Annotated in this window: 23 protein-coding genes and 2 pseudogenes; 14 read left to right on the top strand and 11 right to left on the bottom strand. The window is 61.7% G+C overall.

Annotated features, from left to right (window positions below; genetic code table 11):
- Positions 1–25 precede the first annotated feature (25 nt).
- On the bottom strand, positions 26–835 hold the full coding sequence (locus tag E3T51_RS13280) for a CPBP family glutamic-type intramembrane protease (protein ID WP_206751179.1): 810 nt from the start codon (positions 833–835) through the stop codon (positions 26–28).
- Positions 836–1041: 206 nt separating this feature from the next.
- On the opposite strand from E3T51_RS13280, the gene E3T51_RS13285 reads away from it, so the two are divergent.
- The 8 genes from E3T51_RS13285 to E3T51_RS13320 all read left to right on the top strand — a co-directional run bounded on the left by E3T51_RS13285 (position 1042) and on the right by E3T51_RS13320 (position 11548).
- Entirely contained in the window at positions 1042–2484 is a 1443-nt protein-coding gene (locus E3T51_RS13285; RefSeq protein WP_104192589.1) for a tyrosine-protein kinase domain-containing protein, read from the top strand.
- A gap of 30 nt (positions 2485–2514) precedes the next feature.
- Positions 2515–4311, top strand: coding sequence for a DUF4012 domain-containing protein (locus E3T51_RS13290; protein ID WP_134530237.1), 1797 nt, complete (start codon positions 2515–2517; stop codon positions 4309–4311).
- An 86-nt stretch (positions 4312–4397) separates the two neighbouring features.
- Positions 4398–4919: a hypothetical protein gene (locus E3T51_RS13295; protein ID WP_134530238.1), complete on the top strand. Its 522-nt coding sequence runs from the start codon at positions 4398–4400 to the stop codon at positions 4917–4919.
- A 104-nt stretch (positions 4920–5023) separates the two neighbouring features.
- Complete coding sequence (locus tag E3T51_RS13300) at positions 5024–6460, top strand: tyrosine-protein kinase domain-containing protein (protein WP_134530239.1); 1437 nt, start codon at positions 5024–5026, stop codon at positions 6458–6460.
- Positions 6457–7080, top strand: a complete 624-nt coding sequence (locus tag E3T51_RS13305; RefSeq protein WP_134530240.1) for an arsenate reductase/protein-tyrosine-phosphatase family protein — start codon at positions 6457–6459, stop codon at positions 7078–7080. Before E3T51_RS13300 ends, E3T51_RS13305 begins: the two co-directional genes overlap by 4 nt.
- Positions 7080–8054 carry a hypothetical protein gene (locus E3T51_RS13310; RefSeq protein ID WP_134530241.1) on the top strand — a complete coding sequence of 325 codons (975 nt, stop codon included), beginning with the start codon at positions 7080–7082 and terminating at the stop codon, positions 8052–8054. Before E3T51_RS13305 ends, E3T51_RS13310 begins: the two co-directional genes overlap by 1 nt.
- Positions 8055–8164: 110 nt before the next feature.
- Entirely contained in the window at positions 8165–8485 is a 321-nt protein-coding gene (locus E3T51_RS13315; protein ID WP_134530242.1) for a hypothetical protein, read from the top strand.
- A gap of 477 nt (positions 8486–8962) precedes the next feature.
- Positions 8963–11548 (top strand): hypothetical protein, encoded by a 2586-nt coding sequence (locus E3T51_RS13320; RefSeq protein WP_134530243.1) that lies wholly within the window; start codon positions 8963–8965, stop codon positions 11546–11548.
- 472 nt (positions 11549–12020) lie between these two features.
- On the opposite strand, the gene E3T51_RS17200 is transcribed toward E3T51_RS13320, so the two are convergent.
- The 5 genes and pseudogenes from E3T51_RS17200 to E3T51_RS13335 form a co-directional block, all read right to left on the bottom strand.
- A complete protein-coding gene (locus E3T51_RS17200) occupies positions 12021–12425 on the bottom strand; it encodes a hypothetical protein (RefSeq protein ID WP_241989325.1) in 405 nt (134 codons plus the stop codon).
- Positions 12422–12781 carry a hypothetical protein gene (locus tag E3T51_RS17205; RefSeq protein ID WP_241989326.1) on the bottom strand — a complete coding sequence of 120 codons (360 nt, stop codon included), beginning with the start codon at positions 12779–12781 and terminating at the stop codon, positions 12422–12424. The genes E3T51_RS17200 and E3T51_RS17205 overlap by 4 nt, the downstream gene beginning before the upstream one ends.
- A gap of 43 nt (positions 12782–12824) precedes the next feature.
- Positions 12825–12953, bottom strand: a pseudogene (locus E3T51_RS17545) (hypothetical protein); the annotation flags it as partial.
- Positions 12901–13218 carry an RCC1 domain-containing protein gene (locus E3T51_RS16960; protein ID WP_198417871.1) on the bottom strand — a complete coding sequence of 106 codons (318 nt, stop codon included), beginning with the start codon at positions 13216–13218 and terminating at the stop codon, positions 12901–12903. The pseudogene E3T51_RS17545 and the gene E3T51_RS16960, both read right to left, overlap by 53 nt.
- A 272-nt stretch (positions 13219–13490) precedes the next feature.
- On the bottom strand, positions 13491–14171 hold the full coding sequence (locus E3T51_RS13335) for a hypothetical protein (RefSeq protein ID WP_134530245.1): 681 nt from the start codon (positions 14169–14171) through the stop codon (positions 13491–13493).
- A gap of 225 nt (positions 14172–14396) precedes the next feature.
- On the opposite strand from E3T51_RS13335, the gene E3T51_RS13340 reads away from it, so the two are divergent.
- Positions 14397–14717: a GIY-YIG nuclease family protein gene (locus E3T51_RS13340; RefSeq protein WP_134530246.1), complete on the top strand. Its 321-nt coding sequence runs from the start codon at positions 14397–14399 to the stop codon at positions 14715–14717.
- 409 nt (positions 14718–15126) lie between these two features.
- Here E3T51_RS13340 and E3T51_RS16815 read toward each other — a convergent pair whose 3' ends face one another.
- Both E3T51_RS16815 and E3T51_RS16890 read right to left on the bottom strand, forming a co-directional pair.
- The gene (locus E3T51_RS16815; RefSeq protein WP_166806475.1) at positions 15127–15288 is read right to left on the bottom strand and encodes a hypothetical protein; all 162 of its coding nucleotides are present in this window, start codon (positions 15286–15288) and stop codon (positions 15127–15129) included.
- Positions 15282–15647, bottom strand: coding sequence for a VapC50 family PIN domain-containing toxin (locus tag E3T51_RS16890; RefSeq protein ID WP_174844597.1), 366 nt, complete (start codon positions 15645–15647; stop codon positions 15282–15284). Before E3T51_RS16890 ends, E3T51_RS16815 begins: the two co-directional genes overlap by 7 nt.
- A gap of 580 nt (positions 15648–16227) precedes the next feature.
- Here E3T51_RS16890 and E3T51_RS13350 point away from each other — a divergent pair.
- Positions 16228–16569, top strand: a complete 342-nt coding sequence (locus E3T51_RS13350; protein WP_166806476.1) for a hypothetical protein — start codon at positions 16228–16230, stop codon at positions 16567–16569.
- Between the two features lie 193 nt (positions 16570–16762).
- Positions 16763–17758 carry an adenosine deaminase gene (locus tag E3T51_RS13355; RefSeq protein WP_198417872.1) on the top strand — a complete coding sequence of 332 codons (996 nt, stop codon included), beginning with the start codon at positions 16763–16765 and terminating at the stop codon, positions 17756–17758.
- Positions 17759–17878: 120 nt separating this feature from the next.
- Here E3T51_RS13355 and E3T51_RS13360 read toward each other — a convergent pair whose 3' ends face one another.
- A complete protein-coding gene (locus E3T51_RS13360) occupies positions 17879–19162 on the bottom strand; it encodes an IS256 family transposase (RefSeq protein WP_134530248.1) in 1284 nt (427 codons plus the stop codon).
- 537 nt (positions 19163–19699) lie between these two features.
- On the opposite strand from E3T51_RS13360, the gene E3T51_RS13365 reads away from it, so the two are divergent.
- Both E3T51_RS13365 and E3T51_RS13370 read left to right on the top strand, forming a co-directional pair.
- Entirely contained in the window at positions 19700–21172 is a 1473-nt protein-coding gene (locus E3T51_RS13365) for a lipopolysaccharide biosynthesis protein (RefSeq protein WP_241989347.1), read from the top strand.
- A 1-nt stretch (position 21173) separates the two neighbouring features.
- A complete protein-coding gene (locus E3T51_RS13370; protein WP_166806478.1) occupies positions 21174–22097 on the top strand; it encodes a glycosyltransferase family 2 protein in 924 nt (307 codons plus the stop codon).
- Positions 22098–22268: 171 nt separating this feature from the next.
- Here E3T51_RS13370 and istA read toward each other — a convergent pair.
- Positions 22269–23039, bottom strand: a pseudogene (gene istA, locus E3T51_RS13375) (IS21 family transposase); the annotation flags it as partial.
- A 53-nt stretch (positions 23040–23092) separates the two neighbouring features.
- Between istA and E3T51_RS13380 the strand changes: the two are divergent.
- Entirely contained in the window at positions 23093–23452 is a 360-nt protein-coding gene (locus tag E3T51_RS13380) for an ATP-binding protein (protein WP_277613344.1), read from the top strand.
- Positions 23453–23700: 248 nt separating this feature from the next.
- Here the strand turns inward: E3T51_RS13380 and E3T51_RS17425 are convergent, their stop codons facing one another.
- A complete protein-coding gene (locus tag E3T51_RS17425) occupies positions 23701–24720 on the bottom strand; it encodes a glycosyltransferase (RefSeq protein WP_338145161.1) in 1020 nt (339 codons plus the stop codon).
- Between the last annotated feature and the right edge of the window lie 66 nt (positions 24721–24786).

A 24786-nucleotide genomic window follows, 5' to 3' on the forward strand; every position in this document is an offset into this window, starting at 1 on the left:
CTACGGCCTGCTGGCACGCAGATCGTCAAATAATCACCAGTGCTGGCACGATTACAAGACTGTTGAAAGTGACGTGCGCGATGATCGCGCCACCGATCCGCCCGGTCGCCAGCGAAACGGATGCCGCAGCCATCCCGAAAATCAGGGTCGACATTCCGACCACCACGATGGCGTCGGTGCTGCCGACATCGATGGTCACCAGGTGCATGAGCGCAAACGTCAGGCCACTCACGCTAATCGCGATCGGCCCGGCCGTGCAGCCTGCGTTCTGCCGGCGAGTATCCGGTGGGTCAGACCGGTTGATTTGCGAAACGCCGGGCACAAGTGACGTCGAACTCGGCGTGTCGACAATATTGCCGGTTTTTCGTTCGCGAGCAGCCGCCACCTGTTCGTAAACTGCGCGAAGAACGAGGCCGCGAAAGAAGAGCTCTTCTACGACGGGGGCAATCAGCACCGGGGCCAGTAGCGCACCGAACACCCACCAGAGGTCGTAAACGGTCTCACCAAAGGCGGCCCCCGTTGTTCCCATGGTGCCGTACACCCCGATCTCGATCAGGCTCGCGACCGTGCGGGCCAGGAGGCCCACCGCGAGTCCCCAGACCAGGTCGATCGGCCGAATCGCGAGTCGCAGCAGGCGCACGATAGAGACGCCAGCCGAACTTGCGAGGCGCGAACGCCTCGAAACGGCGAACCCGGTCACTCCGATCGCCACAAGCAGCGGAACCCAGACGCAGAGGTAGCCCAAAAGGAGAGCCACGTTCGGGTCGTCGAAAACCGTGGCGCCAACCGACACCAGCAGCACCATGGCCACCACGATCCCGATGCCAGCGGGCATCAGCAGGTTCGATTTCCGGGTTACCGGCTGAACTAATGCCCCCATAGAATCACGCTCCCCATCACCTACAAACTACCGGTCCAGGCGCCGGTCGGCGCGACGGTCAAAGTTCGGTACCCTCAGATGAGGGGAACCCCGCGTTCGTGCAGTGAAGTACGTACCGTATCAGGGGCTGTCATCCCTGATTACGAGGGGATCGGCGCCGCATGGAACTTCGCGATTACATTCGCATTCTGCGCAAGAGTTGGGTGCTCATCGTGCTGTGCACGCTGGTGGCTGTGGGTGCGGCATCCACTTATTCAATTCTGCAGACTCCGGAGTACAGCGCCACCTCCAAGGTGGTCATCTTGACGCAGTCGAGCGGGTCCACCGCCGACCTCGCCCAGGGCAATAACTTCTCGGTGGCGCGAGTGAAGACCTATTCTGAGCTCGTGACCACACCGATCGTGTTGCTGCCCGTCATTGCCAGCCTCGACCTCGGAATTACGACCCAGGAGTTGGCCAAGAAGGTCGCTGCCGCTGCGCAGCTCGAAACCTCGATCATCGATGTCACCGTTACCGACACCGACCCGGGTAGAGCCGCTGACACGGCCAATGCCATCTCGGGCAGCCTCACCCTCGTCGTCGAAGATATTGAGACTCCCGACTTCACCGACGCGACTTCGCCAGTCAAACTCACGCTCACGCAGCAAGCGACAGTTCCGACCGCTCCGGTCAGCCCCAACGTGCCGCTTAACATCGCCCTCGGGGCGCTCGTCGGTCTAGCCCTCGGCATCGGCATTGCGGTGCTGCGCGAAACCCTCGAGACCCGCATTCGCAATACCCGCGACGTCGAACAGCTCACCGACCTTCCCATTCTCGGCGGCATCGTCTTCGACCCCAAGGCTAAAGACCGCCCGCTCATCGTGCACGTCGATCCGCGTAGCCCCCGCGCCGAATCGTTTCGTACGCTGCGCACCAACCTGCAGTTTCTCGACGTGGGCCGGGTCGACCGGTCCTTTGTCATCACCTCGTCAATCGAGAGTGAGGGCAAGAGCACGACCGGTGCCAACCTCGCCATTGCTCTCGCCGATGCCGGATCGCGCGTTCTGCTCGTTGACGCCGACCTGCGCCGCCCCAAGGTCGCCGACTACATGGATGTGGAGGGGGCCGTAGGTCTCACCGACGTGCTCATCGGCCGCGCCGACCTGGCCGACGTTATCCAGCCTTGGGGCAAGGCTCAGCTGTTCGTGCTTCCGGCTGGCCACGTGCCGCCCAACCCGAGCGAGCTGCTCGGCTCCACGCGCATGACGCAACTCATCACCGAGTTCAACCGGGCCTTCGACGTGGTCATTTTCGATGCACCGCCGCTGCTGCCGGTGACGGATGCCGCCATCCTCGCCAAAAACGTTGGTGGCGCACTCGTTGTCGTTGCTGCCGGGCGCACGCACAAGAACCAGCTCACGGGGGCTATTGCCGCCCTCAACAACATCGGCGCCCCCATCTCGGGCCTCGTGCTCACCATGCTTCCCACCAGCGGGCCAGACGCCTACGGTTACGGTCACTACGGGTACGGCTATTCCTACGGCGACACGAATGCTGAGTCGGCCGAGCCGATTCTCCCAGTGGATTCCGCACCGGCGCGCGCGCGCGGCGCGCGCGTCAAGTAACCGGCCTCCAAGCTCTGCTTGAATAAGGCAATGTCCTCTTCGCACTCGGCCCACGCCGCGCCCCCGAAACGCTCGCGAACACGAATCATCGTAGGGTTCGTCGTGCTTGGACTGCTCGTCATCGTGGTGGCGGCCACCGCCTGGGTCGGCATTCGAGGGCTGCAGGCCAAGGACGCTCTCGAGGCTGCGGTTCCGTTGGCCGAGAGCATCAAAGACCAAATTGTCGCCGGTGACGGTGAGGCCGCTGCCCGGACCGCTGCGCGGCTGGGCGAGTACGCCGACACCGCCCGGTCACGCACAAGCGACCCGGTCTGGCGCACCTACGAGCTGTTGCCCTTTCTCGGCTCCAACCTCGTGGCCGTGCGCCAACTGGCTGCGGTCGTCGACGACGTCGCCCAGAACGCCGTCACCCCCCTCACTGCGCTGGCCGGCAATCTCGATCTGACCGATGTCAAGCCCGTCGACGGTGCAATTGCCCTGCAACCGCTGCTCGATGCGCAGCCAGCAGTGACGGCTGCCGATACGGCCCTGGCCCGCGCGGCTACGAACGTGAACGCCATTGAGACCGACGACGTGCTCGACGTCGTGCGCGGCGCCGTCACCCGGCTGCAGACCGTCACCGTTGAAACCTCGGCCACGGTCGACGGCATGAACCGGGCAGTGACCCTGCTGCCGGCGATGCTCGGGGCCACGGGGCCGCGCAACTACATTCTGCTGTTCCAAAACCCGGCGGAACTGCGTTCCACCGGCGGCATCCCCGGCGCGCTCGCGCTGCTCCACACCGATAACGGCAGCATCGAACTCACCCAGCAGGCCAGCTCCACCTCTTTCCCGCAATACCCCGCCTCGGTGCTGCCCCTCGGCGACGAGATCCGCGGTATTTACGGCGACATCACCGGGCAGTTCATTCAGAACGTCTCAATGACCCCCGACTTTGCGCAAACCGGTGCGCTCGCCCGCGAAATGTGGCGCCTTGAATTCGGCGTGGAAGCCAATGGTGTGCTGTCGATCGACCCGGTCGCGCTCAGCTATCTGCTCGACGCCACGGGCCCGATCACCCTCGCCACCGGCGACGAGCTCAATGCCGGCAACGCCGTGCAGCTGCTGCTGAGCGACGTGTACGCGCGGTATGACGACCCGAAGCAGCAAGACATCTTTTTCGCGGCCGCCGCCGGCGCCGTGTTTGACACCGTCAAAAGCGGCAAGGCCGACCCGACCAAGCTCATCGGGGCGCTCGCCCGCGCCGCCGCCGAGAACCGGGTGCTGGTCTGGAATGCCGATGATGCCGAGCAAGCCATTCTCGGCGACACCACCCTGGCCGGCCCGAGGCCGGTCAGCGACGACGAAACCAATCGGTTCGGGCTCTACCTGAACGACGGAACCGGCTCCAAAATGGACCTCTACCTCGACGTGCAGACGGCCATCGGCCAGCAGACCTGCCGCCAGGACCTGCGCCCGCAGTACGCGCTCGAAGTGACCCTCACCAACACTGCCCCAGCGGATGCCGCGACCAGCCTCCCGGCCTACGTCACCGGTGGCGGCGTCTTCGGTATAATCCCCGGCAACATCAAGACCCTGGTCGCCGGCTACGGCACCCCCGAAGTGCAAAACCTCGGACTCACCCGTGACGGCGTCGAAGTGCCGTACCATCCCGCTGCTGATGCCGGGTACCCGGTGAGTTCAATCGGCATCGAACTGGCACCCGGCGAGAGCACCGTGCTGCGCTTCAACTGGCTGGGCCCCGAGCCCTTTACCGGCCAGCTCGAGCTGCGCAGCACACCGTTGATCGCGCTGAACGACACCGCATCACTAGACTTCACTTGTTAGGGTCGCCATGGGCGACCACAGCGATCGCAGAACGCCGCGATTTCAGGCGATCAGAGATACCAATGCACTATGGGGGATTCACCTTGATGAGAAAACTTCTGGCCACGCTCGCGCTCGCTGCAATCGCCGTTCTGGCGGGGCCGGTTGCCGCGCACGCCGCCGGTTACGTCGCTGCCGACCTCGTCACCGTCTCCGGCAGCCAGACCGCAGGTAGCACGGTCACCGTGGCGTTCAATGACGGCGCCTTCACCGACAGTGAAAAGGTCTCCATCGCCGTCTCCGGTGAAGGCTCGGTCACCGTGGCTACGCTGAGGGCCGCCACCATCAACACGGAGAAGACGGCCACGGGCGCTGGCGCCCTCGACCTCAAGGTCACCCTGCCGAACGACGCGACCGGCTCTTACACGATCACCGCAATCGGTCTCAGCTCGCAGAATATCGGTACGTCCACGATCACTGTCGTTGCCGCCGACGGAGCCGGCCTCGCCACCGCCGGATTCGACGTTCCCTCCGCCCTCATCTACAGTGCCGTCGGCGCCCTAGTGCTGGGCCTGGGCCTCGTCATCGCCCTGCGCGTCACCGTGCGCCGCCGCTCGGCCATCGCCTGATTCGACTGTCCACTCTCTGGTCATGGGCCGCTTGAGCAACCAAGCGGCCCGATCTGTGTCAAGCTACCTGTTGGCAGCTTTGTATCGCAACGAAAGGTAGCAGCGTGGAACTCCGCGACTACATCCGTATCCTTCAGAAGAGTTGGATGCTCATCGTGGCGCTGACCCTCGTGGCCGTCGCGGCCGCATCCGTTTTCTCGATCCTGCAAACGCCCACCTTCAGTTCTACCTCCAGGGTGTTTGTGTCGACGCAGTCGAGCGGCACCACGAGCGACCTCGTGCAGGGCGCGAGCTTCACGGTGGCTCGGGTCAAGACCTACTCCGGTATCGCCGTCACGCCGCTGGTGCTGCTGCCGGTCATCGAGACGCTCAGACTCGACCAGACGTCAGCCGAACTAGCCGAGAACATCACCGTGTCGGCGCCGCTCGACACCTCGATCATCGACATTGCCGTCACCGACGCCGACCCGCGCCGCGCCGCTGACATCGCTAACGCGGTCTCCGAGAGCCTCGCCGTCGGCGTGCAAGAGATCGAGCAGCGCGACAAAGTCACCGGGGCACCTTCGGTGAAACTCACCCGGGTGCAGGTAGCGAGCGTGCCGTCCGCGCCGGTCGCCCCGAACGTTCCCCTCAACATCGCGCTCGGCGCCATCGTGGGCCTGGCCCTCGGCATAGGCATCGCGGTGCTGCGCGAGACGCTCGACACCCGCATTCGCAGCCAACGCGACGTGGAGCAGACCACTGACCTGCCCATCATCGGCGGCATCGTGTTCGACCCGAAAGCCACCGAGCGCCCGCTCATCGTGCACGCCGACCCGCGCAGCCCACGCGCGGAGTCGTTCCGCACTCTGCGCACCAACCTGCAATACCTCGACGTGGAGCGGGTGGACCGCGCGTTCGTCGTCACCTCCTCCATCGGCAGTGAGGGCAAGAGCACCACGAGCGCCAACCTCGCCATTTCGCTAGCGGATGCCGGCGCTCGCGTTCTGCTCGTCGACGCCGACCTGCGCAAGCCCCGCGTCGCCGACTACATGAACATCGAGGGCGGCGTCGGACTCACCGACGTGCTCGTCGGTCGCGCCGAGATCGAAGACGTCATCCAGCCCTGGGGTCGCGGTCAGTTGTTCGTGCTGCCCGCCGGGCACATCCCACCCAACCCGAGCGAACTACTCGGGTCGTCGCGCATGGCGCAGATCATCGAGCAGTTCAACGCCACCTTCGACGTCGTCATCTTCGACTGCCCGCCGCTGCTTCCGGTAACGGATGCCGCCATCCTCGCCAAGAGCGTCGGCGGCGCCATTCTCATCGTCGCCGCTGGCCGCACCCAGAAGAACCAGCTCAAGGGAGCCATCGCGGCTCTCGACAAGGTGGGCGCTCCGATCAGCGGCGTCGTCATGACCATGCTGCCCACTAAAGGACCCGATGCCTATGGCTACGGCCACTATGGCCAGTATGGCTACGGCCATACCTACGGTGACGTCGGTCCGGCCCCCGACGTAGTCGCTCCCAACTACTCCCGCCGATCGAGGTCCAAAGCATGACCCCCGCTGAAGGCCTCCCCGTACGCATCCTCGTCGTCTGCACCGGCAACATCTGTCGGTCGCCGCTGGCCGAGCAACTGCTGCGGGAAAGTCTCGCCGCCGCCGGAGTCAAGGCCGTGGTCACGAGCGCCGGGACCCACGCCATGACCGGTAGCGCTATGACCCCAGAGGCTGCCGCGCTGTCGGTAGAGTACGGGGCCGCGAGCACCGAACACGTCGCTCGGCAACTCACCGAGCAGCTCATCGCTGATGCCGACCTCGTGCTGACCGCCACGCGGGACCATCGTCGTGACGTCGTCACCCTGTTGCCTAAGGCCACGCGTTACACCTTCACCCTGAACCAGTTCGCTCGCCTGGTGAGCCAGGATGACGCCTCAAATCCGCTGGTCGAGACCGTTATCCCGGTGCCGCAACCCGCCTCCCGGCCATCACTCGATTTCCCGGCCTATATCGCCTCGGTCGCCGCGACCCGCGGACTCCACCCGTCGCCCACGCCGCCCACTCTCGACGACGTGGATGACCCCTACCGGCAGTCCGCGGCAGTGTACGCCCGCGCTGCGGTGGCCATCAACGGTTCCGTCACCGCCATCACCGCGGCCCTCGTGGCGGCAGGAGCCTGATGCCGCACTCACATCGTCGTCGCGTCCTCGCTTACTCCGCCGTCGGCCTGTTCGTTCTGATCGACGCCGTGCTCATCATGAGTGCCCTCAGCTCCACCTCGGTCGACGCGGCCGTCAATGCGTCTTCGACGCCGGCTCCAATCGCATCCGTTGTCCCCACCCCGAGCGCTACGCCGTCTCCCACGCCCACTCGCACCCTGGCGCCCGCGGTCAGCCCCGTGCCGTCGTCCCGGCTGATCTCTGCCGTCTCCGCCACTGCGGCCTGGCGAGTTACGACCGGAGCCTGCCCGGCCACCGAAGCGTCTCCCGAACTTAGCGTCGACTCCGGTGCCAGCTGGACCACCAGCAACGCCACCGCGCCCACCGGAGTCACCGCCCTGCAGAGCATCAACGCCCAGAGTGAATCAGTGGCCGAATTCATCGGCCTCGACGACGAAGACTGCGCCCCGCAGTTCGTCAAGACGTTCATCAGCGGCGAGAACTATTCGAGCTACCCCAACGAGCTCGAGCCAGCGTGGTACGTCGATCCCGCAGACCGTGCCACGGTGCACGGCCCAGGGGGACTGGCCCCCGCGCCCTGCGACGCCGTTGTCGCCCTCGCCGCGAGCCCGGCCGACGCTGATTCCGCAGCCCTGCTCTGCGCTGACGGCCAATTATTCGCCACAACGGATGCCACAGCCACCTGGTCGCCCCCGGTCACGGTCGCCGGAATAGTCACTCTCACCGCCACGCCCACCGGCTACCTGGCCGTCGCGACCACCACCAGCGCCGCTACACCCGCCGACTGCGTCGGGGTGCATCTCGTCGCTCTCACCGCAGACCTCGAGCCCACGGTCACCGGATGCTACGCGACCGCGCAAACGCCCGCAACCCTGGCCGGCCAAGTTGCGATCTCCGTCGCCGACGACACGCTCTGGCTTTGGATCGGCGACTCCACCGTGCGCTCCACCGACGCTGGCCAAACCTGGCTCTAGCCGCGCCGCCTAAAATCGGGTGCCCCGCGCCTCCGCAGAGGGAACCGCTCGGCTCTCCACAAATTGCCAAAACCACACGGAGCGCCCACCAGCAGGACTAGTCTCACCTCATGGACGACAACGTGTCGTGGGTTTTTCAAAAGAACGACGTGGCTCAGCCACGCCTCTGCCCGCAGTGTAACGACCCCATGCAGGTCTCCTGGCACGGCATCTCCTACGACTACGGCTGCGAGAACTTTGCGTGCTCGCTTGTCTACTACGGTCCGCCCTATACCGAGGCCGAACTGGCCAGCGACAGCAAAATCGTGCTCGGCCCGCCCAACTGCGCGCGCTGCCTCATGCCGATGCAGGTCGTGCCCGACGGAGATGCCTGGCAGTTCGCTTGCGATCAAAGCGGATGCGACGGCATCTGGCCTCCCGTCGACTCCTGACAACCCAGCTCGCCCGCGCCACCCTCACCATGTCCGGCCAGTAGCATGCGTTCACACGAGCATGACCGCCGCCCAAAACCAGTAACTGCGTAAACCGGCTCGCGCGAGAAGCGCCAACGTTAAATTCGTCACTTCCCTAAATGGATGCGGTCGGACCTTTTCGCCGCGGCGCCAGCCACGAATCCCAATCCGACATCCGTCATGAATATGCTCCCGCGGACCCTGTTCATCGCCTAGATGGTGCCATAATTATCGTCGCCCACGCTCTCGATTCGGTTGGCAACGACCCCAGGGTGCTGAACATGCACGCACTCTGAAAGACGAATTTTTCGATTTTGCGGTGGCTGCACGAGTGCATTCAGCCGTCTCACTTGCCGTCGGCCGCGTGATCCGCCGAAGCCAGACCGGTTTATCCCCGTCGTCGTGACCGCAGTCCCCGCTTACACTGTGTACGCTCACAATTTAGGGGGTAAGCAAATGGCCATAAGGGACTTACTAAATGCCGGCGAGGCTCCAGTTCAAGCTCGACGTGTTTTCACCAATCGCGTGAGTGAGGCGGAAGCCTTCTTCGACGCGATCGATCGCATCCGTGCCGGGGCAGATCAACTCAATCTGTCGGGTGCACGCACGAATGTTCTATCCTTTTATGGTCATGGCGGAATTGGCAAATCAGCCCTCTCCAAACATTTAGAGAGACTCGCCCTCGATCGGACGAATTCAAAGGGGTTACCGGCGAACGTCTCGCTGCGCTATGACCTATCGTCGACATCGGCTCGAGACGCAGAATCTATTCTGCTGGCACTGCGGGCATCGCTCGCGCACGCTGGCATTAAGGCGCCGGCATTCGACCTGGCATTTTCGTTTTACTGGTCGGAGACTCACCCCGGCCAGCCCCTAACCGAATACCTGTCCCCGAGCACATTCGCGAACCAAGCCGGAGATTCGATCGACCTCGGGTCGATCATGCAAGACGCTGCCAGTGACATTGTCAGCGTGGTCGCCGACGTGGCCAGCTTCGGCGGGGTGGGCACTGCGTTCCGGCTGACGAAAAAACTAGCCGCAACAGTCTCTCAGAATTTGATGCATTCGCGCATTTTAAAGAATTGCCTGTACTTACGCGATGCGCTTATCGAAGAAAACATGTCAGACCTTCGAACGTTCCTGCCGCATTTTCTTTCGTGGGATCTGCACCAAATCCAGACGACGACGGACCCCCACTCAAGTGCCACCTTCGTCGTCTTCTTCGACTCCTGGGAAGACGTGCAGGCCGACTCCATTTCACGCGGCTGCCTTGAAGATGTGCTGAGCCAGCTGGTCTTCCTTATGCCGAACGTTCTCTTCGTGATAACCGGCCGCGAGAGACTTCAGTGGGGCGACAAGGGTTCAGAGGCGTACCTTGCCCGGACCGGGGCTATCAATTGGCCGGGGCTCACGCTGTCGCAATCGGGAGAGACGAACCAGCACTTACTCGGTGCGCTTTCGCATAAAGACAGCACGGCATTCGTCGTCGGCGCTACGGCGGCCCAACCGATAGACCCAACTGTTCTCAGCGCTCTTATTACACAAAGCGGCGGGCACCCGGACTTCCTCGACGCGATCGTCGATCTCTGGCAAAGTGCCACCAGCAATGGCGAGAGCCTCACTGCGGAAAGTGCGAGCGGCGGGCTGGCACAGGTCTACCAGCGCGTCTTCCGGGGGTTGTTTCCAATCGAACAAGACCTGTTAATGGCCGCCGCCCTAGTGCCCGCATTGAACGAACAGATTCTCGCGAGCTTGGTGCCACAAGCGGCTCCAAGCGAGGTAACCAGGTTTCTGAGCCGACATTTCATCGAGAACACCTCGGCCAAGTGGTTGTCTCGACGGTTGCGGCCGTCGGTGACCGATTTGGTGACAGCGGCGCGGCGCACCTCGTCTCAGCTCTGGTCACCGGCGCAGGTCGCGGTGGCGGTGGCCGCAGCCGTCGAGGCCGTGCTTGACGGCTGTCTCGCAAGCGCAGGGGCGGCGACGTTCGAAAGCAGCACAAAACTTGACCAGGCCGTCAAATTCGTCGTTGACGTGGAGCAGAACGGAGCCGCGTTGCCCTCACGCACGGTCGACTTAATCTTCGCCGCGAACACCTCGGGGAGTGGCGGGCGTTTGTTCGACTCCGAGCTGGGCCTCAGGTCTCGGTACTTCAGTCAAGTTCTTCGCTCAGTCATTACCTTGGAATCTTCTCAAGCGCCAAACATAGATTTACCGCCGATCGGAACTCCGGATTGGTTGGTCGACACGCAGGCCGTGGCCGAGGCGCGACGCCTACTCTTGGCTGGTGACCTACCGCGCTCGGCTGCCATCATGGGGACCATCACGGACTCAACACCAGCGATTGCTCATCGTCGCGCAAAGCTGGAAATTTTATTCGCCTCTCGCTCGGGGCGTTTGAAACGGGGCCGTGAACTGGCGAAAGAGTGGCCTATTGCCGACGAACGAAACGATCTGCTGGGGCACATCGCATACTGGCAGGGGCAGTTCACTCTCGCGCACGAGCACTTTGACCAGGCTGCAGCATCAGCCCGTGCCGACCAGCGCGACCTTGAATTCGCCCGTGCTTTGAGGCATCAGGCGAGGGTGGAAGCGATAATGAATCACCCAAACGTTGATATGACCCTTGACGCGGCGCAAGTGGCGAACAGTGCGATAGATTCCCAAATCGGGCAGGCGCAGGTGTGTGGTGCCCGCGGAATAGTTGCAGCTCGGCGCGGTAACGCAGAGGAATCGATCACTTGGCTACACTCCGCGCTCGCCGACTTCGAGCAGACGGGAGCAATTATAGATGTGGCGTCGCTTTGTGTCGCAGGAGCTATGACCGGGCGCCTGTTGCAGCGGCCCGACATTGTCGACGAGTGGTCCACTCGGCTGAAGCAAACTTTTGGCGAAACGGAGGATGCTCGGCTATATGCGCGGTCGATCGCTTTCGTTGGCGGCACCTTGGTTGCGGCAAATGCCGATTTGGGCGACGACTACGACGTTCCGATCGACTCCGCGCGCGCGTGGTTCGCTGCCGGGGTGCCTAAAACGGCATAACTTTTCAGCCAGTCGGGCGGATGCCACCCGTCGCGAATTCAAGTGCTTAGAGGTCTGCGTGGTGCTGCGGGCCACAACAAAGTTGGCAAAGTCGGGGACCGAAAATTCGAGCATTCCAAAGGTGGGGGAGTGCACGATACCTTTCTTGATGACCCGGTCTCGTGCCGGTGCTATCACGCTCAACGATTTTCCAAGGGGCGATGTCGCCGGAACCGGCATCGGCGGACGCCTGCACGTGTTGCCACGTTCCGTGGTTAAAAACCCCAAGGTATACAAGTTTCGTATACTCACGATATTTGTTCTGGGAAGCGCACTCCAAATTGTTCTCCACTGGGCGGGCATGATTCCCTCCGGCGATCCCGACACGGCCACTCGTGTCGGACTCCCGACCCAATCCGTTCGTCGAGCGAAGCCGACGCCGTGCCGGGTCAGCCGAAAGTAGACTGCAATGCTGCGGGCGCAACTCGGGCAATCAGGCGAGTACGCGTTGCCGCATCCAAAGCATCAGGCCGGCCAGCAGCGACAGGACCCTCACGATCAGCCCCGGCAGAATGTTCGCCCCGGCACTCGGCAATGCCGGAGCGGATCCCGCAGCCTGCGCCCAAGCAGCTGAGGCAGCAGCAGCAGCTGCAGCCGCCGCCGCTTCGGCCTGCTCGGCCGCCGCCAGTGCCGCCGCCCGCTCCAACGCCGCCAGCGCTGCCGCGACCCCCACCGGGTCCGAGAGTTGAATCGCCACGGTCGACGTCAGCCCACCGAGCGTGCCCGTGATCGTATGCACCGACGCGTGCGTGAATCGTACGGTTGCGCCGTCGATGATGTCCGAGGCCCAGTCGCTCGTGAACACCGCCCGCGAGGTGAGGTCGCCGGTGGCGGTCACCGCAAAGGTGAAGCTTCCGGCTTTGGTCGGAGGCCGGCGAGCAGCCCACCGGACGTAAGAGTGAGTCCATCGGGCAGCGAGCCCGCCGTAGCAAAGGTGGCGGCCGTCTCCGCCGCGAACTGGTACGAGTATGCGGCTCCGGCGACGATTTCGAGGGCCGGCGAGTCCGCGGTGAACGCGGGGGCAACCGCCTCGATCAGGGCGATCGAATGCGAGCCGCCGGCGGCGATGGCGGTCACACCGGTCAAGGTTGAGGGAACCTGCGACTCGCCGAAGGAATCTATGCCCCAGGCGACCACGGTGCTCGTACTGGCCAAGGCCAGGGATTGATGGCCGCCGGCCGCGATTGCCGTCACGCCCGACAGGCCGGCTGGAATTGTCGCCTCTATAGGAGTCGTTGCCCCAGCTGACGGTGGTGCCGTCTGCCAGCAGGGCCAGGGAATGGTACCTACCGGCCGCAATAGCTGTCACATTATTAACCTGGCGGCACCGCGATCCCGCCACCCCAGGACACGACGGTTCCGTCATTTTTTAGAGCCAGGCTATAAAAGAAGCCCGCCGCGATGGCCGTCACGGGGCCCAAATCGTTGGAAACGTCAGTCTGGCCATCGGCGTTATTACCCCAGGCAGTCACCGTGCCCGCGCTGGTCAAGGCCACGGAGTGCGACATGCCCGCGGCAATGGCAGTGACCCCGGTCAGTCCTGACGGAATGGCAGTGGCGCCGTAGTTAAAGTTTCCCCAGCCCACCGCGGCCCCCGGCCAGCAGTAGAGCGGCAAATCCGAGCGGTGCACTCTGGAACCCGCTGTCGGGCAGCGCAGTCAACGCTGATGCATCGGCCGAGGCAATGGGTACTGAGCGTGCAGCTATACGCCGCACCAGAAACACCAAAAAATCCCCTCATCGCCAAGTCAGGAGGCAAGATTAATCCGTCACTCTGGGCGAGACTGATTGATTTTTACTATAGAGACCGCCAACGCTCGACGCCACCGCGCCCGCGATACCCACCAATGCCGTATCTGTCAAACGGGTGGCTCAATTTTCACCGTTGCTGCTGGCTCAAAATCTACTCGACGCCGATACATGACGCGTCGTACTCAGCGCGCAGCTCGTCCACGGCCACGTTGTCGGCCCCGCTCGAAGGTGAGGTTGCCCAGGCGGGCATTTCCTGCGCGGATCCCCAGGAGGGTTCCGATCTGGTTTCCCAGGAGGGTTGTCTCGGTGCGGTAGCCCAGGAGGGTCGTTCCCGCAAGCTCTGCGCCTGCAAGTCGAGCTCAGCGGCCCCGATCTGTTGCCCCATCGCCTGGCACGCCTGGACGAGTTCAGCCTGGCTCGCCTCCTCCGCCAGACGTATCACCGCCTCCTGTCGTGCAATCGACTGAGCGGTGAAACCCATGTAGATCAGCACCAGAGTGGCGGTGATGAGAATAGGGAGCCAGATCCAATTCCTCCAGGATTCCCAACTCCGACACTTCATCCACGTGATGACGCCCGCGATCACAGCGACCAGGCCACCGGTGGAGCGCACGTCCCAGCTGAAGTATTCGACGATGCCGAAAATCGATGCGGCGACGAATTGTGCGCCCCCTGAGACGAAGCCGAGAAGCACGAGTGTTGCGGTGCCGTACTTGAATCCGCTCGCCTTCTTGACGGTCACGCCAGTTCGTTCCCGCCCGGCTGGCACGCCGCACCTCAAGGCTCCCTCCTGGTATGCCGGAGCGGTGGTTGGATCGAAGTCGTCTGCCATTGTGCTCCCTAACTGGGCTGGCGAGCGCCCTAGCGGATGCCATCGCGCAAGAACTGAGGAATCGCCAACTGGCCAAGTGTGCCGGTTACACGCATCTCAGTTCAAGCCCTTTGGCTGCAACAATGATGCATGAGCATCCACGGTGAGCACTGGTCCCAGGCAATCGCTGTAGCCAAGTATCCACCGCGTTCACTGCAGCCCCGAGATATCCCCAACTGTCCGGGTGTGTACATCTGGTTCCGCGACGGCGAACCGGTGTACGTCGGCGAGGCGAAAGGCGTGAAGGGGCTCAGAGGGCGCCTCCGCGCGCACCTCGCGGTCAGCACAGATCTGAGCCGCAGCACACTCCGTGCGAGCGTTGCTGTCGCGCAGCTCGGGGTTACCCGCGCCTACGCCAGGCGGCGTCCCAGCATTATGACCGATGCCGAAATCAAACACGTCAACGAGTGGCTGACCGGCTGTGAGCTGGGTTGGCAGGGGTGTGCAACCGCGATCGCAGCGCATGAGTTGGAAGTGAGGTTACGCAGCGAGTGGACACCTCCCTGAACATCCTCTGATAGCGAATGCCGCCGGCCGCGACGCAAAGCGACCCCACCACGCTCTGGTGCCGCGGTGGCTGAACAGTGAGTCGGCACCTTGACGGCGAGGGCGACTGTCACACCCTGCGCGCCGTGCCTTCGCTCGACCCCTAACCTGGGTCTGCTAGGCGGTTCCGCCGAGCGGATGCCGCGCACGCGCTCTCGACAGCGCCGCCCGAAGACGCCCCAACTGTGCAGTCTGTTGCACTCGCTCGCGCAGGTCGAGGCGTGAGGTCCGAGCGATCGAGACCCCTGTGAGCGAGTGTGAGCATTGTGAGCTTGGCCACTCGTACAGCCCGATTTGCGAGCATCATGATTGGGCGCTGGACGGTCCGGAGCTGACGATCTCATCGCTCAAGACCGCAACAAGACTGCCGTCAGCCGTCTTCACGATGGCTTTCACTCCTAACGGATGCTCGCAACGTGGGCACGGTTTCTCCACCGATGTACGCGCTCACCAGGTGCGCGGCGTGCCGGAAAGTGGATGTCTGCCAGTCAGCCAGCAATGCTTCGCCCGATCCCACGGCCATCGTCACCATCCACTTTTCCGCGCCGGTCTCGGCGAAATCGGGTGCGGACCGCGAGTCAGTCCTCTATATGGTTGCAATACCTCGATGGGAAACTTCGGTGTGCCAGATTTTGCCAGAGCCTGGAGAAGGTCCGTTTCTGACATTGCCGGCGAGGTACAGGCCTCGGCACAATCGCACAGCGTTCCCATGATGAGGCCCGGAATCAGGTCCAGCTGGTCCAAAAGAAAGCCGTCGGGCTCGATGATTTCAATCTCGTACAGCGCTACCGACGAGTCAGGAAAATCCTTCGTGTTGAAGGTGACCAAGACTCCCGCGTTCACTCTGACGGCAGCCGCTAGGACGTGCCGCTCCTTCTTGTCATTGGTCATTCCAGAACCAAGCCAGTTCTACCCCCTAGCACTCGAGGCAACGAAAATGCTGGGTCGTGAGGTGAGTATCAACGTGATCTCACCGAACCGTTGGCAGCGCGCTGACGACGGATTTATCAAGACGGTGCAGGCCCGGCCACTCGTGCCGCTCGATTTGGGGGCATCGTGATTGCGCGCTGGCAGCAGGGACGAGCCGGAGTTGACGATCTCATCGCTCGAGGTCACATCGAGAGAGTGCGAGCCGACCGCACGTTGGCGGACCTCATGCTGCAGGAGGCCGTTCGGCACCTCGCGTCGTCGCGGCTGACCGCGGAAACCGACCCAACCGGCAGTTTCGCGATGGCTTATGACTCCTGCCGCAAGGCTCTGGCAGCGGTACTCGAAAATCAGGGGCTCCGGGCAACGACGAAAGGGGGTCACAAGGCGGTGGAGGAAGCCGTCCGGGCGCAACTCGTACCGCCAAAGAACGCCGAGCTTGATGGATTCGGCTGGATGCGCGCCTTGCGAAACAACACCCAATCGGGAGTGGGCCTGCGCCAACGACCTCTGCGTCAATCGATTCTGTCCCACCTTCGCCGAGATGATGAACTCCGACGTGACCATCGTCATGGGCCGCGAGCTCTGCTACCGCTGCCTGCAGCCCCGCACCATCACGCTGCTCGGTCACATCGTGCGCTTCGAGTGCCCCGACCCGGCCTGCAACGAGGTGCTCTGGCTCATCCGCACCAAGAGCCAGAAGGCCGTCAAGGAGCGCGCCGCAGCCGGCCTCCCGCCGATCCGCACCGGAATGACCTCGTCCAATTCCGAGGCCCCGCCCGCCCCACTCACCCTGGTGCCGCCCCTGCCCGAGGTCGAGCGCCCGCCGCGCCAGCGCCGCGCAGGCGCGCCGCACCTGAAAGCAGTTCCCCCGCTCGACAACTAGCCCGCCCAGCTCAGTGGATGCCGCAGCGTAGCTCGCGACACCGGGCTTCGGCGAGTTACTCGGGGTTTCGCGTGTTTATCTGGACTACCGCATGATGTGGGTGGTGGTCGTGCCGCTGGTCTCGCTGGCCCTCTACGCTGCCGCTCATACGACCGAAAAATCCATCTTCGCCCGCCGCGCCTAAGGAGCCCTTGTGATCCACCCCCCACTCGTCGAACTGCACCTGCACATCGAGGGCACCCTCGAGCCCGAGCTCATCTTCGACCTCGCCGCCCGCAATAAAGTCACGCTGCCCTACGCCGACCTGGCCGACCTCAAGAGCCGGTACGCCTTCACCGACCTGCAGTCCTTTCTCAACCTGTACTACGCCAATATGGCGGTGCTGCTCACCGAGCAGGATTTCACCGACCTCACCCGCGCGTACCTGCGCCGGGCGAGCGCGGCCGGAGTGCGGCACGCCGAGATCTTTGTCGACCCGCAGGCGCACACCGTTCGCGGCGTGCCGTTGGCGGCCTGCATCAACGGCGTGGCCGCGGCGCTCCGCACCAGCGAGAGCGACTTTGGGCTGTCCTCCGCTCTCATCGTGACGTTTCTGCGTGACCGGCCCGCCGCGGAGGCCTTTGACATGCTCACCGAGCTGGTCGCCATGAACGCGCCTATCGTCGGCATCGGGCTCGACTCGGCCGAGGTGGGCCACCCGCCCGTTGACTTCATCGAGGTGTTCGACCTGGCCCACGCCCACGGCCTCAAGTGCGTCGCCCACGCTGGCGAAGAGGGCCCGCCCGAGTACGTCTGGCAGGCGGTGCAGCTGCTCGAGGTGTCGCGTGTTGACCACGGCATTCGCAGCTTGGAAGACCCGCTGCTGGTGGATTACCTGGTGCAGCACAACATTCCGCTTACCGTCTGCCCGCTCAGCAACGTGCGCCTGCGCGTCGTTGACACCCTCGCCGATCACCCGCTGCCCGCCATGCTCGAGCGCGGCCTCACGGTCACCATCAACAGCGACGACCCCGCCTACTTCGGCGGCTACATCGATGACAATTTCACGGCCATAACGGATGCCTTCGCCCTGTCTGCCGACCAGCTCGCGACGCTAGCCACCAACGCCATACACGCCGCCTTCATCACCGACGCCCGTCGGGCCGAGTTGCTGGCCGAGGTAGCCGCCTGGTGCGCCGCCACCGACTAACCCCGCCCCTCGCTGGTCGAGGCGCGAGGAACGAGTGATCGAGACCCACCCGCCGGTCGAGGAGCCGGTACGCCCTTCACCGGGAGAGTGTCTCGTTATCGGTGTTTCCGGCGTTTTTCATTAGTAGGATTCTGCGTTCGGCCAGCGGTCGTGGAAGGTGATGGCGAAGGCGTTGAGTGCTGGCTTCCAGCGCATCGTCCACCGGGCCCGTCCCACTCCGGTCGGGTCGAGACTTCGAGTGACCAGATACAAGCATTTCAGAGCTGCTTGCTCGGTGGGGAAATGTCTTCGAGCGCGCACCGCCCTCCGGTATCGGGCGTTGAGCGACTCGATCGCATTGGTGGAGCAGATCACCTGGCGGATCTCCGGGTCGTAGGACAGGAACGGGGTGAACTCTTCCCACGCCGATTTCCACAGCCGGATGATCGCACCGTATTTCTTCCCCCAGACCTCGGCCATTTCATCCAGGGCTGCGCGGGCGGCGTCGACGGTTGGAGCGCTGTAGATCGGTTTCACCGCACGTTTCAACGCATCCCAATCCTTCTTCGACGAGAGCTTGAACGTGTTCCGAATGAGGTGAATGATGCAGGTCTGCACCGTCGTCAACGGCCACACGTTCCCGACGACATCGGGCAGGCCTTTCAGCCCGTCACAGACCAGGAAGAACGTGTCGGTGACGCCACGGTTCTTGATGTCGGTCAGGACGGACATCCAGAACTTGGCGCCTTCACCGCCGGTGCCAGCCCAGAGCCCGAGGATGTCCTTGTCGCCGGCCAAGGTCACGCCGATGGCGGCATAGATGGGCCGGTTGGCGACCTGTCCGTCACGGATCTTCACCACGATCGCATCTATGAAAATCGCCGCGTAGACACTCTCTAAAGGTCGGGACTGCCAGGTTTGCACCTCGTCGACCACTTTGTCCGTGATGCGGGAGATGGTCTCTTTCGATACCTGCGCGCCATAGATCTGGTTGAAGTGCGCGCTGATCTCGCCGGTCGTGAGGCCGCGGGCATACAACGACAGCACAATCTCATCGACCCCAGTCAAGCGCCGATGTCGTTTCGGCACGATCACCGGAGTGAACGTCCCGTCCCGGTCACGAGGCACCTGGATCGTCACCGGCCCAGTCGTGGAACTGATCACTGTCTCGGTGCGAGTTCCATTGCGCACGTTCGTATCGTCGCGCTCGTCCGGGGCACGGTTCTTCTCATGGCCGAGATCCTCGGTCATTTCCTCGTTCAGCGCTGTCTCGAGGAAGGTTTTGGTGGACTGGCCCAGCAGCCCATTCGGACCGTCCAGAGCCAGGCCCTGCTCCTTATCCAGGCGGGCCCATTCCTTCGCCGCCACCGCCTCACGAGTGGGCTCAGATTTCGTCTTCTTCGTCACAGCATCAAGTGCCGTGATGACGGGGTGTCGACGCTCTTTGAAAAGTGGTCCGTGGGTGCTGACAGTTTCAAGCGGTCAATGCAACGGTGCGGCCTCCTAATCTGCTCCAGAGAAGGAGTGAAAATGGGATGGAAACCAAATCCACCGGAGCAACGGATCGTGACCGAGCTCAACAACCGACCACGCAGAGCATTGAAGTGGCAGACTCCTCATGAGGTTTACAACGCCGCCGTTCTTGCATTGACCGCTTGAAACTGTCAGCGAAACTGGGCTACTTTTCAAAAAGCGCTGACACGGGGTCAACAGGATTTCAAGCCAACGCTCGTTCACACTCATCACTCTCATTCAAAAGAGTGTCAGGGATGTCCCGCGTACAACCTGTCAGCGATGTGTCCGGGCTCTCCACACATAAGGGGTAATCGGCGGCTCAGTTTTCACAGTTGATTTTGGAATAAGTCACCGCCGTCGTCGACACGCCCATGTACACTTAAAAAACGGCCAGTTTCGGTCCCTGGGGTGGAACGAATCAAGTGGGATCGGCTCCTTCCTCCACTAGTGAGCAGAGGAGGGCGTCCCTTGGGGTTAGGGCGGTTAGCAGCGCGAGGGGCCGCGATCTCTTTTCTGGCCCAAGTCATTCGCTTAGTTATTCAGCTTTTGTCACTTGTAGTCCTGTCAAGATTTTTGTCGCCGGAGGATGTAGGACTCGTTGCTACGGCAATGGTCGTGATTGGTTTGGCGCTGGTTTTGCAGGACTTGGGACTCTCATCAGCAGCGATCCAAGCAACCAACTTGTCCGACGGCCAGCGTTCAAATCTGATGTGGATTAACGTTGCTCTGGGTTCTGTTCTAACTCTCGTAACGCTGCTGGCCGCGGTGCCCCTCGCGGGAGTTTTTGGTCAACCCGCTCTCATTCCCATTTTTCAAGTTCTCGCCGCGCAGTTCGTACTCGCGTCTGGCACTGCGCAATTCAGGGCAAACATCGTGCGGGAACTCAGATTCACAAGTCTCGCCATTGCGGAGGTCTCTGCGCAAATTATCGCAGTCACGTGCGCTATATGGTTATCAGTCTTGGGATTTGGTCCTTGGGCACTGGTCTTGCAGGTGATGTTGAGCCAGGTCGTTTTGACGTCGGCACTCGTCCCGCTCGGACGGTGGCCGATCAGGTGGTATAATCATCGGCATTCTATAAGAGCTTTGCTATTTTTCGGCGCGAATTTGGCGGGGACTCAGGTGCTCAATTATTTGAGCCGTAGTGCTGACGTGTTCATTATTGGCGCGACGCTTTCATCGTCCTCCGTTGGACTGTACAACAGGGCCCTGCAGACCATAACGGTGCCTCTCCAGCAATTGCAAGCACCCGCGACGACAGTTGCTCTCCCCGTGCTTTCCAAACTCCGTGAGCAGCCAGGTCGCTTTTCAGAGTTTCTGATTACGGGGCAAACAGCGCTTCTTTGGGGAGTGATGTCTCTCCTGGCATTTGTCTCTGCATTTTCGGAATCTATTGTTGCAATAGTTCTTGGGCCCCAATGGACGGAATGTGCACCGCTCATTAGAATTCTTGCAATTGGAGGCCTATTTCAAGCAGCCGGGTATGCCACTTACTGGATATTCCTGGCGAAAGGACTAACAAGTTCAAACTTAAGGTTTGACCTTTACTTTAGGCCTCTGTCGATTGGCTGCATATTTGTTGGTTCTCTCGGTGGACTCTCCGGAATTGCTCTCGGATTCATGGTGTCGAGCTTCATCGGATGGGTGGGCGCTCTCCTGTGGCTGAGCCGAATAGTCCGGGCTCCCTTGCTCGAGATGTTCTTGATCGCGCTTCGGGCTATGATCGTCTTTCTTGGCACGTCTTATGCCGCAAAATGGTTGCTGGGACAGTTCGGCATCGAAGCGAACGTGTTGATGGTAACCTTCGGACTGCTTATTTACACCTCGACAATAATTGCGTTGATCGGTGTCATTGCAACGCTGCGCGCGGATTTTCGCCGCGCGCTGAAAGTTCTGCACTATTTGCGAGGAGCACTTTGACGTGGCAGTGAACGCGCGGGCGACTGAATTCCAATCGGGGCCACACCGTTCCCAAGCGCCTGCGCCGGTCGTTGACATCTCGATCGTGATCCCCTGTAGGAACGGTGCAGCGTCCATCCGGGCGCAAGTCGAATCCATTGCAGATCAGATAAGTACGGCAGACTTTGAAATTTTGGTGGCGGATAACGGTTCCACGGATCGCAGCGCCGAAGAGGTTCGTTCTATCCCCCTGGGGTCGGCTCAGAGCATCCGGGTTATAGATGCCGGTCAGAGGCGCGGCGCCAATTTTGCCCGAAACCGCGGAGCAGAGGTCGCGATGGGGTCGCTCCTCGTATTCTGCGATGCCGACGACCGCGTCGGCGCTGGCTGGCTTGACGCCTTCTGGACAGCATTTAATGACGGAGTGGAACTGGCGGGTGGCACGTGCAACCGATTCTATCCAGAGAATAAAGGTCTCATTTCGGCAAGAACAGGCTTGATCGACGGCTTGAATTTTCTTCCCTGGCCAACTGGCGCTAACTGCGCTGTGTCTCGCACCGTCTTCGATAATCTGCGCGGATTCGATGAAACATTCATTCACGGAGGCGACGAAACTGAATTCTTTTGGCGGGCCCAACTTCGCGGGTACGCGCTCATGCTCGTCGAAGGCGCAGAAATCACCTATATTCAGCGCCCTTTGGGTAGACCGGCATTTCGTCAGAGTTTGGTTTATGGGCGGTCACACGTCAGCCTTTACGCTAAATTTCACTCTTACGGAATGCCTCGTACCCCATTTCGTCTCGTGCTCGCCAGCCTAACGCGTATGGTATTTCTCTTCGCGACGTCTCGTCCGCGGTCGCAGAGAAGATCTGAGGCGTTGAAGCAACTCGGGATCCAACTGGGGCGTTTGCAGCAGTCAGCCAAATTGAGGATTTGGTTCCCATGAATGAGGAAAAGATGCGGAAGGCGCGAGGATGTTAGGTAAGTCCCCATTGAAGAAGCTCGTCCAATCCGTCCAATCCGTCCAATCCGTCCAGCCGCAGGGAGCACAGCGGAGCCGGTCACAGTCCAGATTTGCAGGAAAGTGGAAGCACGCAACTATGAAGGGCGAAGCTGCTACATTGGCCTTGTTTTTGGGTGCCCGGACGCGGCCCGGCAGCACCGCGGCCGAATAGTGCGCTGCCATCTCCCGGTAGGCGTCGTTGAGAACAATCTCGCCCTCCCGCGGGTGGGAGATCACCCCGGTCTTCAAGTTGTCCGGCACCAAGCGTGGGACGCTGCCGCCAAAGAAAGCGAACATCGCCGTGTGGGCGCGCAGCCACGACTCCTGCCGCATATCCAACGTGGCTTCCACGAACGCATACCGACTGAACGGCAGACACGCGACGAACAAATACACCTTCGAGATTTCACCCGTGGTCGGATCCAGCAGCTGCATCGTGGGCCCCGACCAGTCGACCTCGATACTGCGGCCGGCCTTGTGACCAACGCGAGACGACGCGCCAGTCACGGCGGCGTAGTCGCCATAGAGCCGGCAGAACCGGTCGTAACTCATCACGGCCTGCCCGGCGCGAGAAGACGCGTCGACACACTCCTGGTGCAAAAGCTTCAACGTCACTCCCACCCGGGCCAGCTCGGTGTGCACCCGGGGCCAGTCCGGCTGCGCAAAGACACTCTCCCAGACCCCGCGGCCAGGAAACAACACCGCATAGACCTCGGCCTCGGACATCTCCGCGACTCCGTTCCAACCGAGACCCAGCCGGTCCGCCGCATCAAGGACTGCCTGAATGCTGTGCCGGGATATCCCGTGAGCAGACTCAATCGCTCGTCGCGACAAACTTTGACTATGTAGCTGCAACACCAGCTTCGCTTTGATCTTCCGTACCATTACGGGCACTCCTTCCACCACGTGGCCATCACATGGTGGAAGGAGCCTTTCGGGTGGTGCTTAACCACGCCGGTAGTGGTGCTGAACAGGGGCGCTCACCCGCACCGCAGGCGGAGCCCACAGAAGCCAATATTCACGCTGACCTCATCGTGATTGACGATATCGGGCTGCTCGCCGTCGGAACCGACGCTGCCGAGGGGCTTTATCGCCTCGTCGACGCTGCTTATGAGAAGCGATCCATCGCGGTCAGCTCAAATCTTCACCCCGCCGGCTTTGACGAGCTCATGCCGAAAACCCTCGCCACGGCGACCGTTGACCGCCTCCTGCACCACGCTCACGTCTGCCAAACCTCGGGCGACTCCATCCGCCTCACGCAGGCCCTCGCCGGAAAGGGCGTGACCCCGATGAGCTAACCCTGCACCCGAGCATGGCCAACGCCGCCGAATCCTGGTGGGCAGATCTGTTGGCCATGCCTGGGCAGTTTTCACGGCCACCAGCGGGCATTTCTCGTGGCCGCCAGTGGGCCGTTTCTCATGGCCCTTGACACACGATGAAGTAGGCAGTGACACCTGTCTGCTGGAAGTCACAAATAGCTACATCGACATGCTTTGAACATTGGTGTGGGGTGAATTGGTGTGCAGCCCACCTTTGACCGGTGTCGTTACGGCGTTAGAGGCTTATGAGAAACCTTCACCTGCATCGCTTGAAAATATATTTTCCGGTGCAGTTCCCCTTGGGTCTTCCAATCCCTGCCGTTGAATACCGGCAGACCTATTCCCAGCATCGCTTGTGCCTTGGTAAGTGCTTGATCTATAAATTCAGGTTTGAGATCACCGTCGAAGAGTGTCATCCAGCGAGCGCCTACCTCGATCAGAATCGACGCGTTTACTGGAGTGTTCGGCGCGAGAACATGACGTCCCAACGATAGTGCAAGCAGGAGAGACCCCGAATTATGCATCTGCAGGTACGGGAGTACGACGAGGCTGGCTTCACCGATTTCACGCACCAGCACCTCATCGTCGACGAACTGAAGGCGATAAGAAATGCGTTGGTCTCTGAGCGCCGCATCCCAAACGGTCTTCTTCAGCTGAACGTCGGGTCGACCCACGATTCGCAGCGACTGTCTGTCATCTTTCGTCTCTTCAAACGCGCGCAACAAACTTTCGATACCTTTATATGTACGCACCAGGCCAAAGTACAGTATGCGACCAGGAACAGACTCCGCTCGGCTCACCGCCGAAAAGCAATCTTTATAATGACCATGAAGAATCGTGACAGCGCTTGACCCGGGGGATTCCGTTATCGGGTTTAGCCTGATGAACATAGATGTGGACCGATCACAGTACCTGAGCAAGGCGCGTTCAAGCCTCCCCCCATTCTCGTGAGGCTCGATATTGTGCAGAGTACGAACAATGGGAATGCGGCGTAGTTTCAAAAGGGAGACAAGGCCCACAAAAAATATGGCTCGTCCTATTCTCTGAGGTGCACGTCGACCGCGAATGAGAGTTTCTGGCCAGTGAACATGGAACACATTGTACCTACCGAGAAAGGCTGTCTGCCACGAGAAAAAAACATGACTGACGCCCTCCGAGGCGCCGCCCACCAGCTGAACCAGGTAATCAACGTTGCGCCCGGGCTCGTGTGCTGAATGCAGCACTGTGATTCGGTGCGATGAATTCATTTTCTCATTCTCTATATTCTGCAGGTGACACCTCGCTCCCGAGGACGCAATCAGGACTCAGCGCTG

Source organism: Cryobacterium serini, assembly GCF_004404025.1.
GTDB lineage: Bacteria > Actinomycetota > Actinomycetes > Actinomycetales > Microbacteriaceae > Cryobacterium > Cryobacterium serini.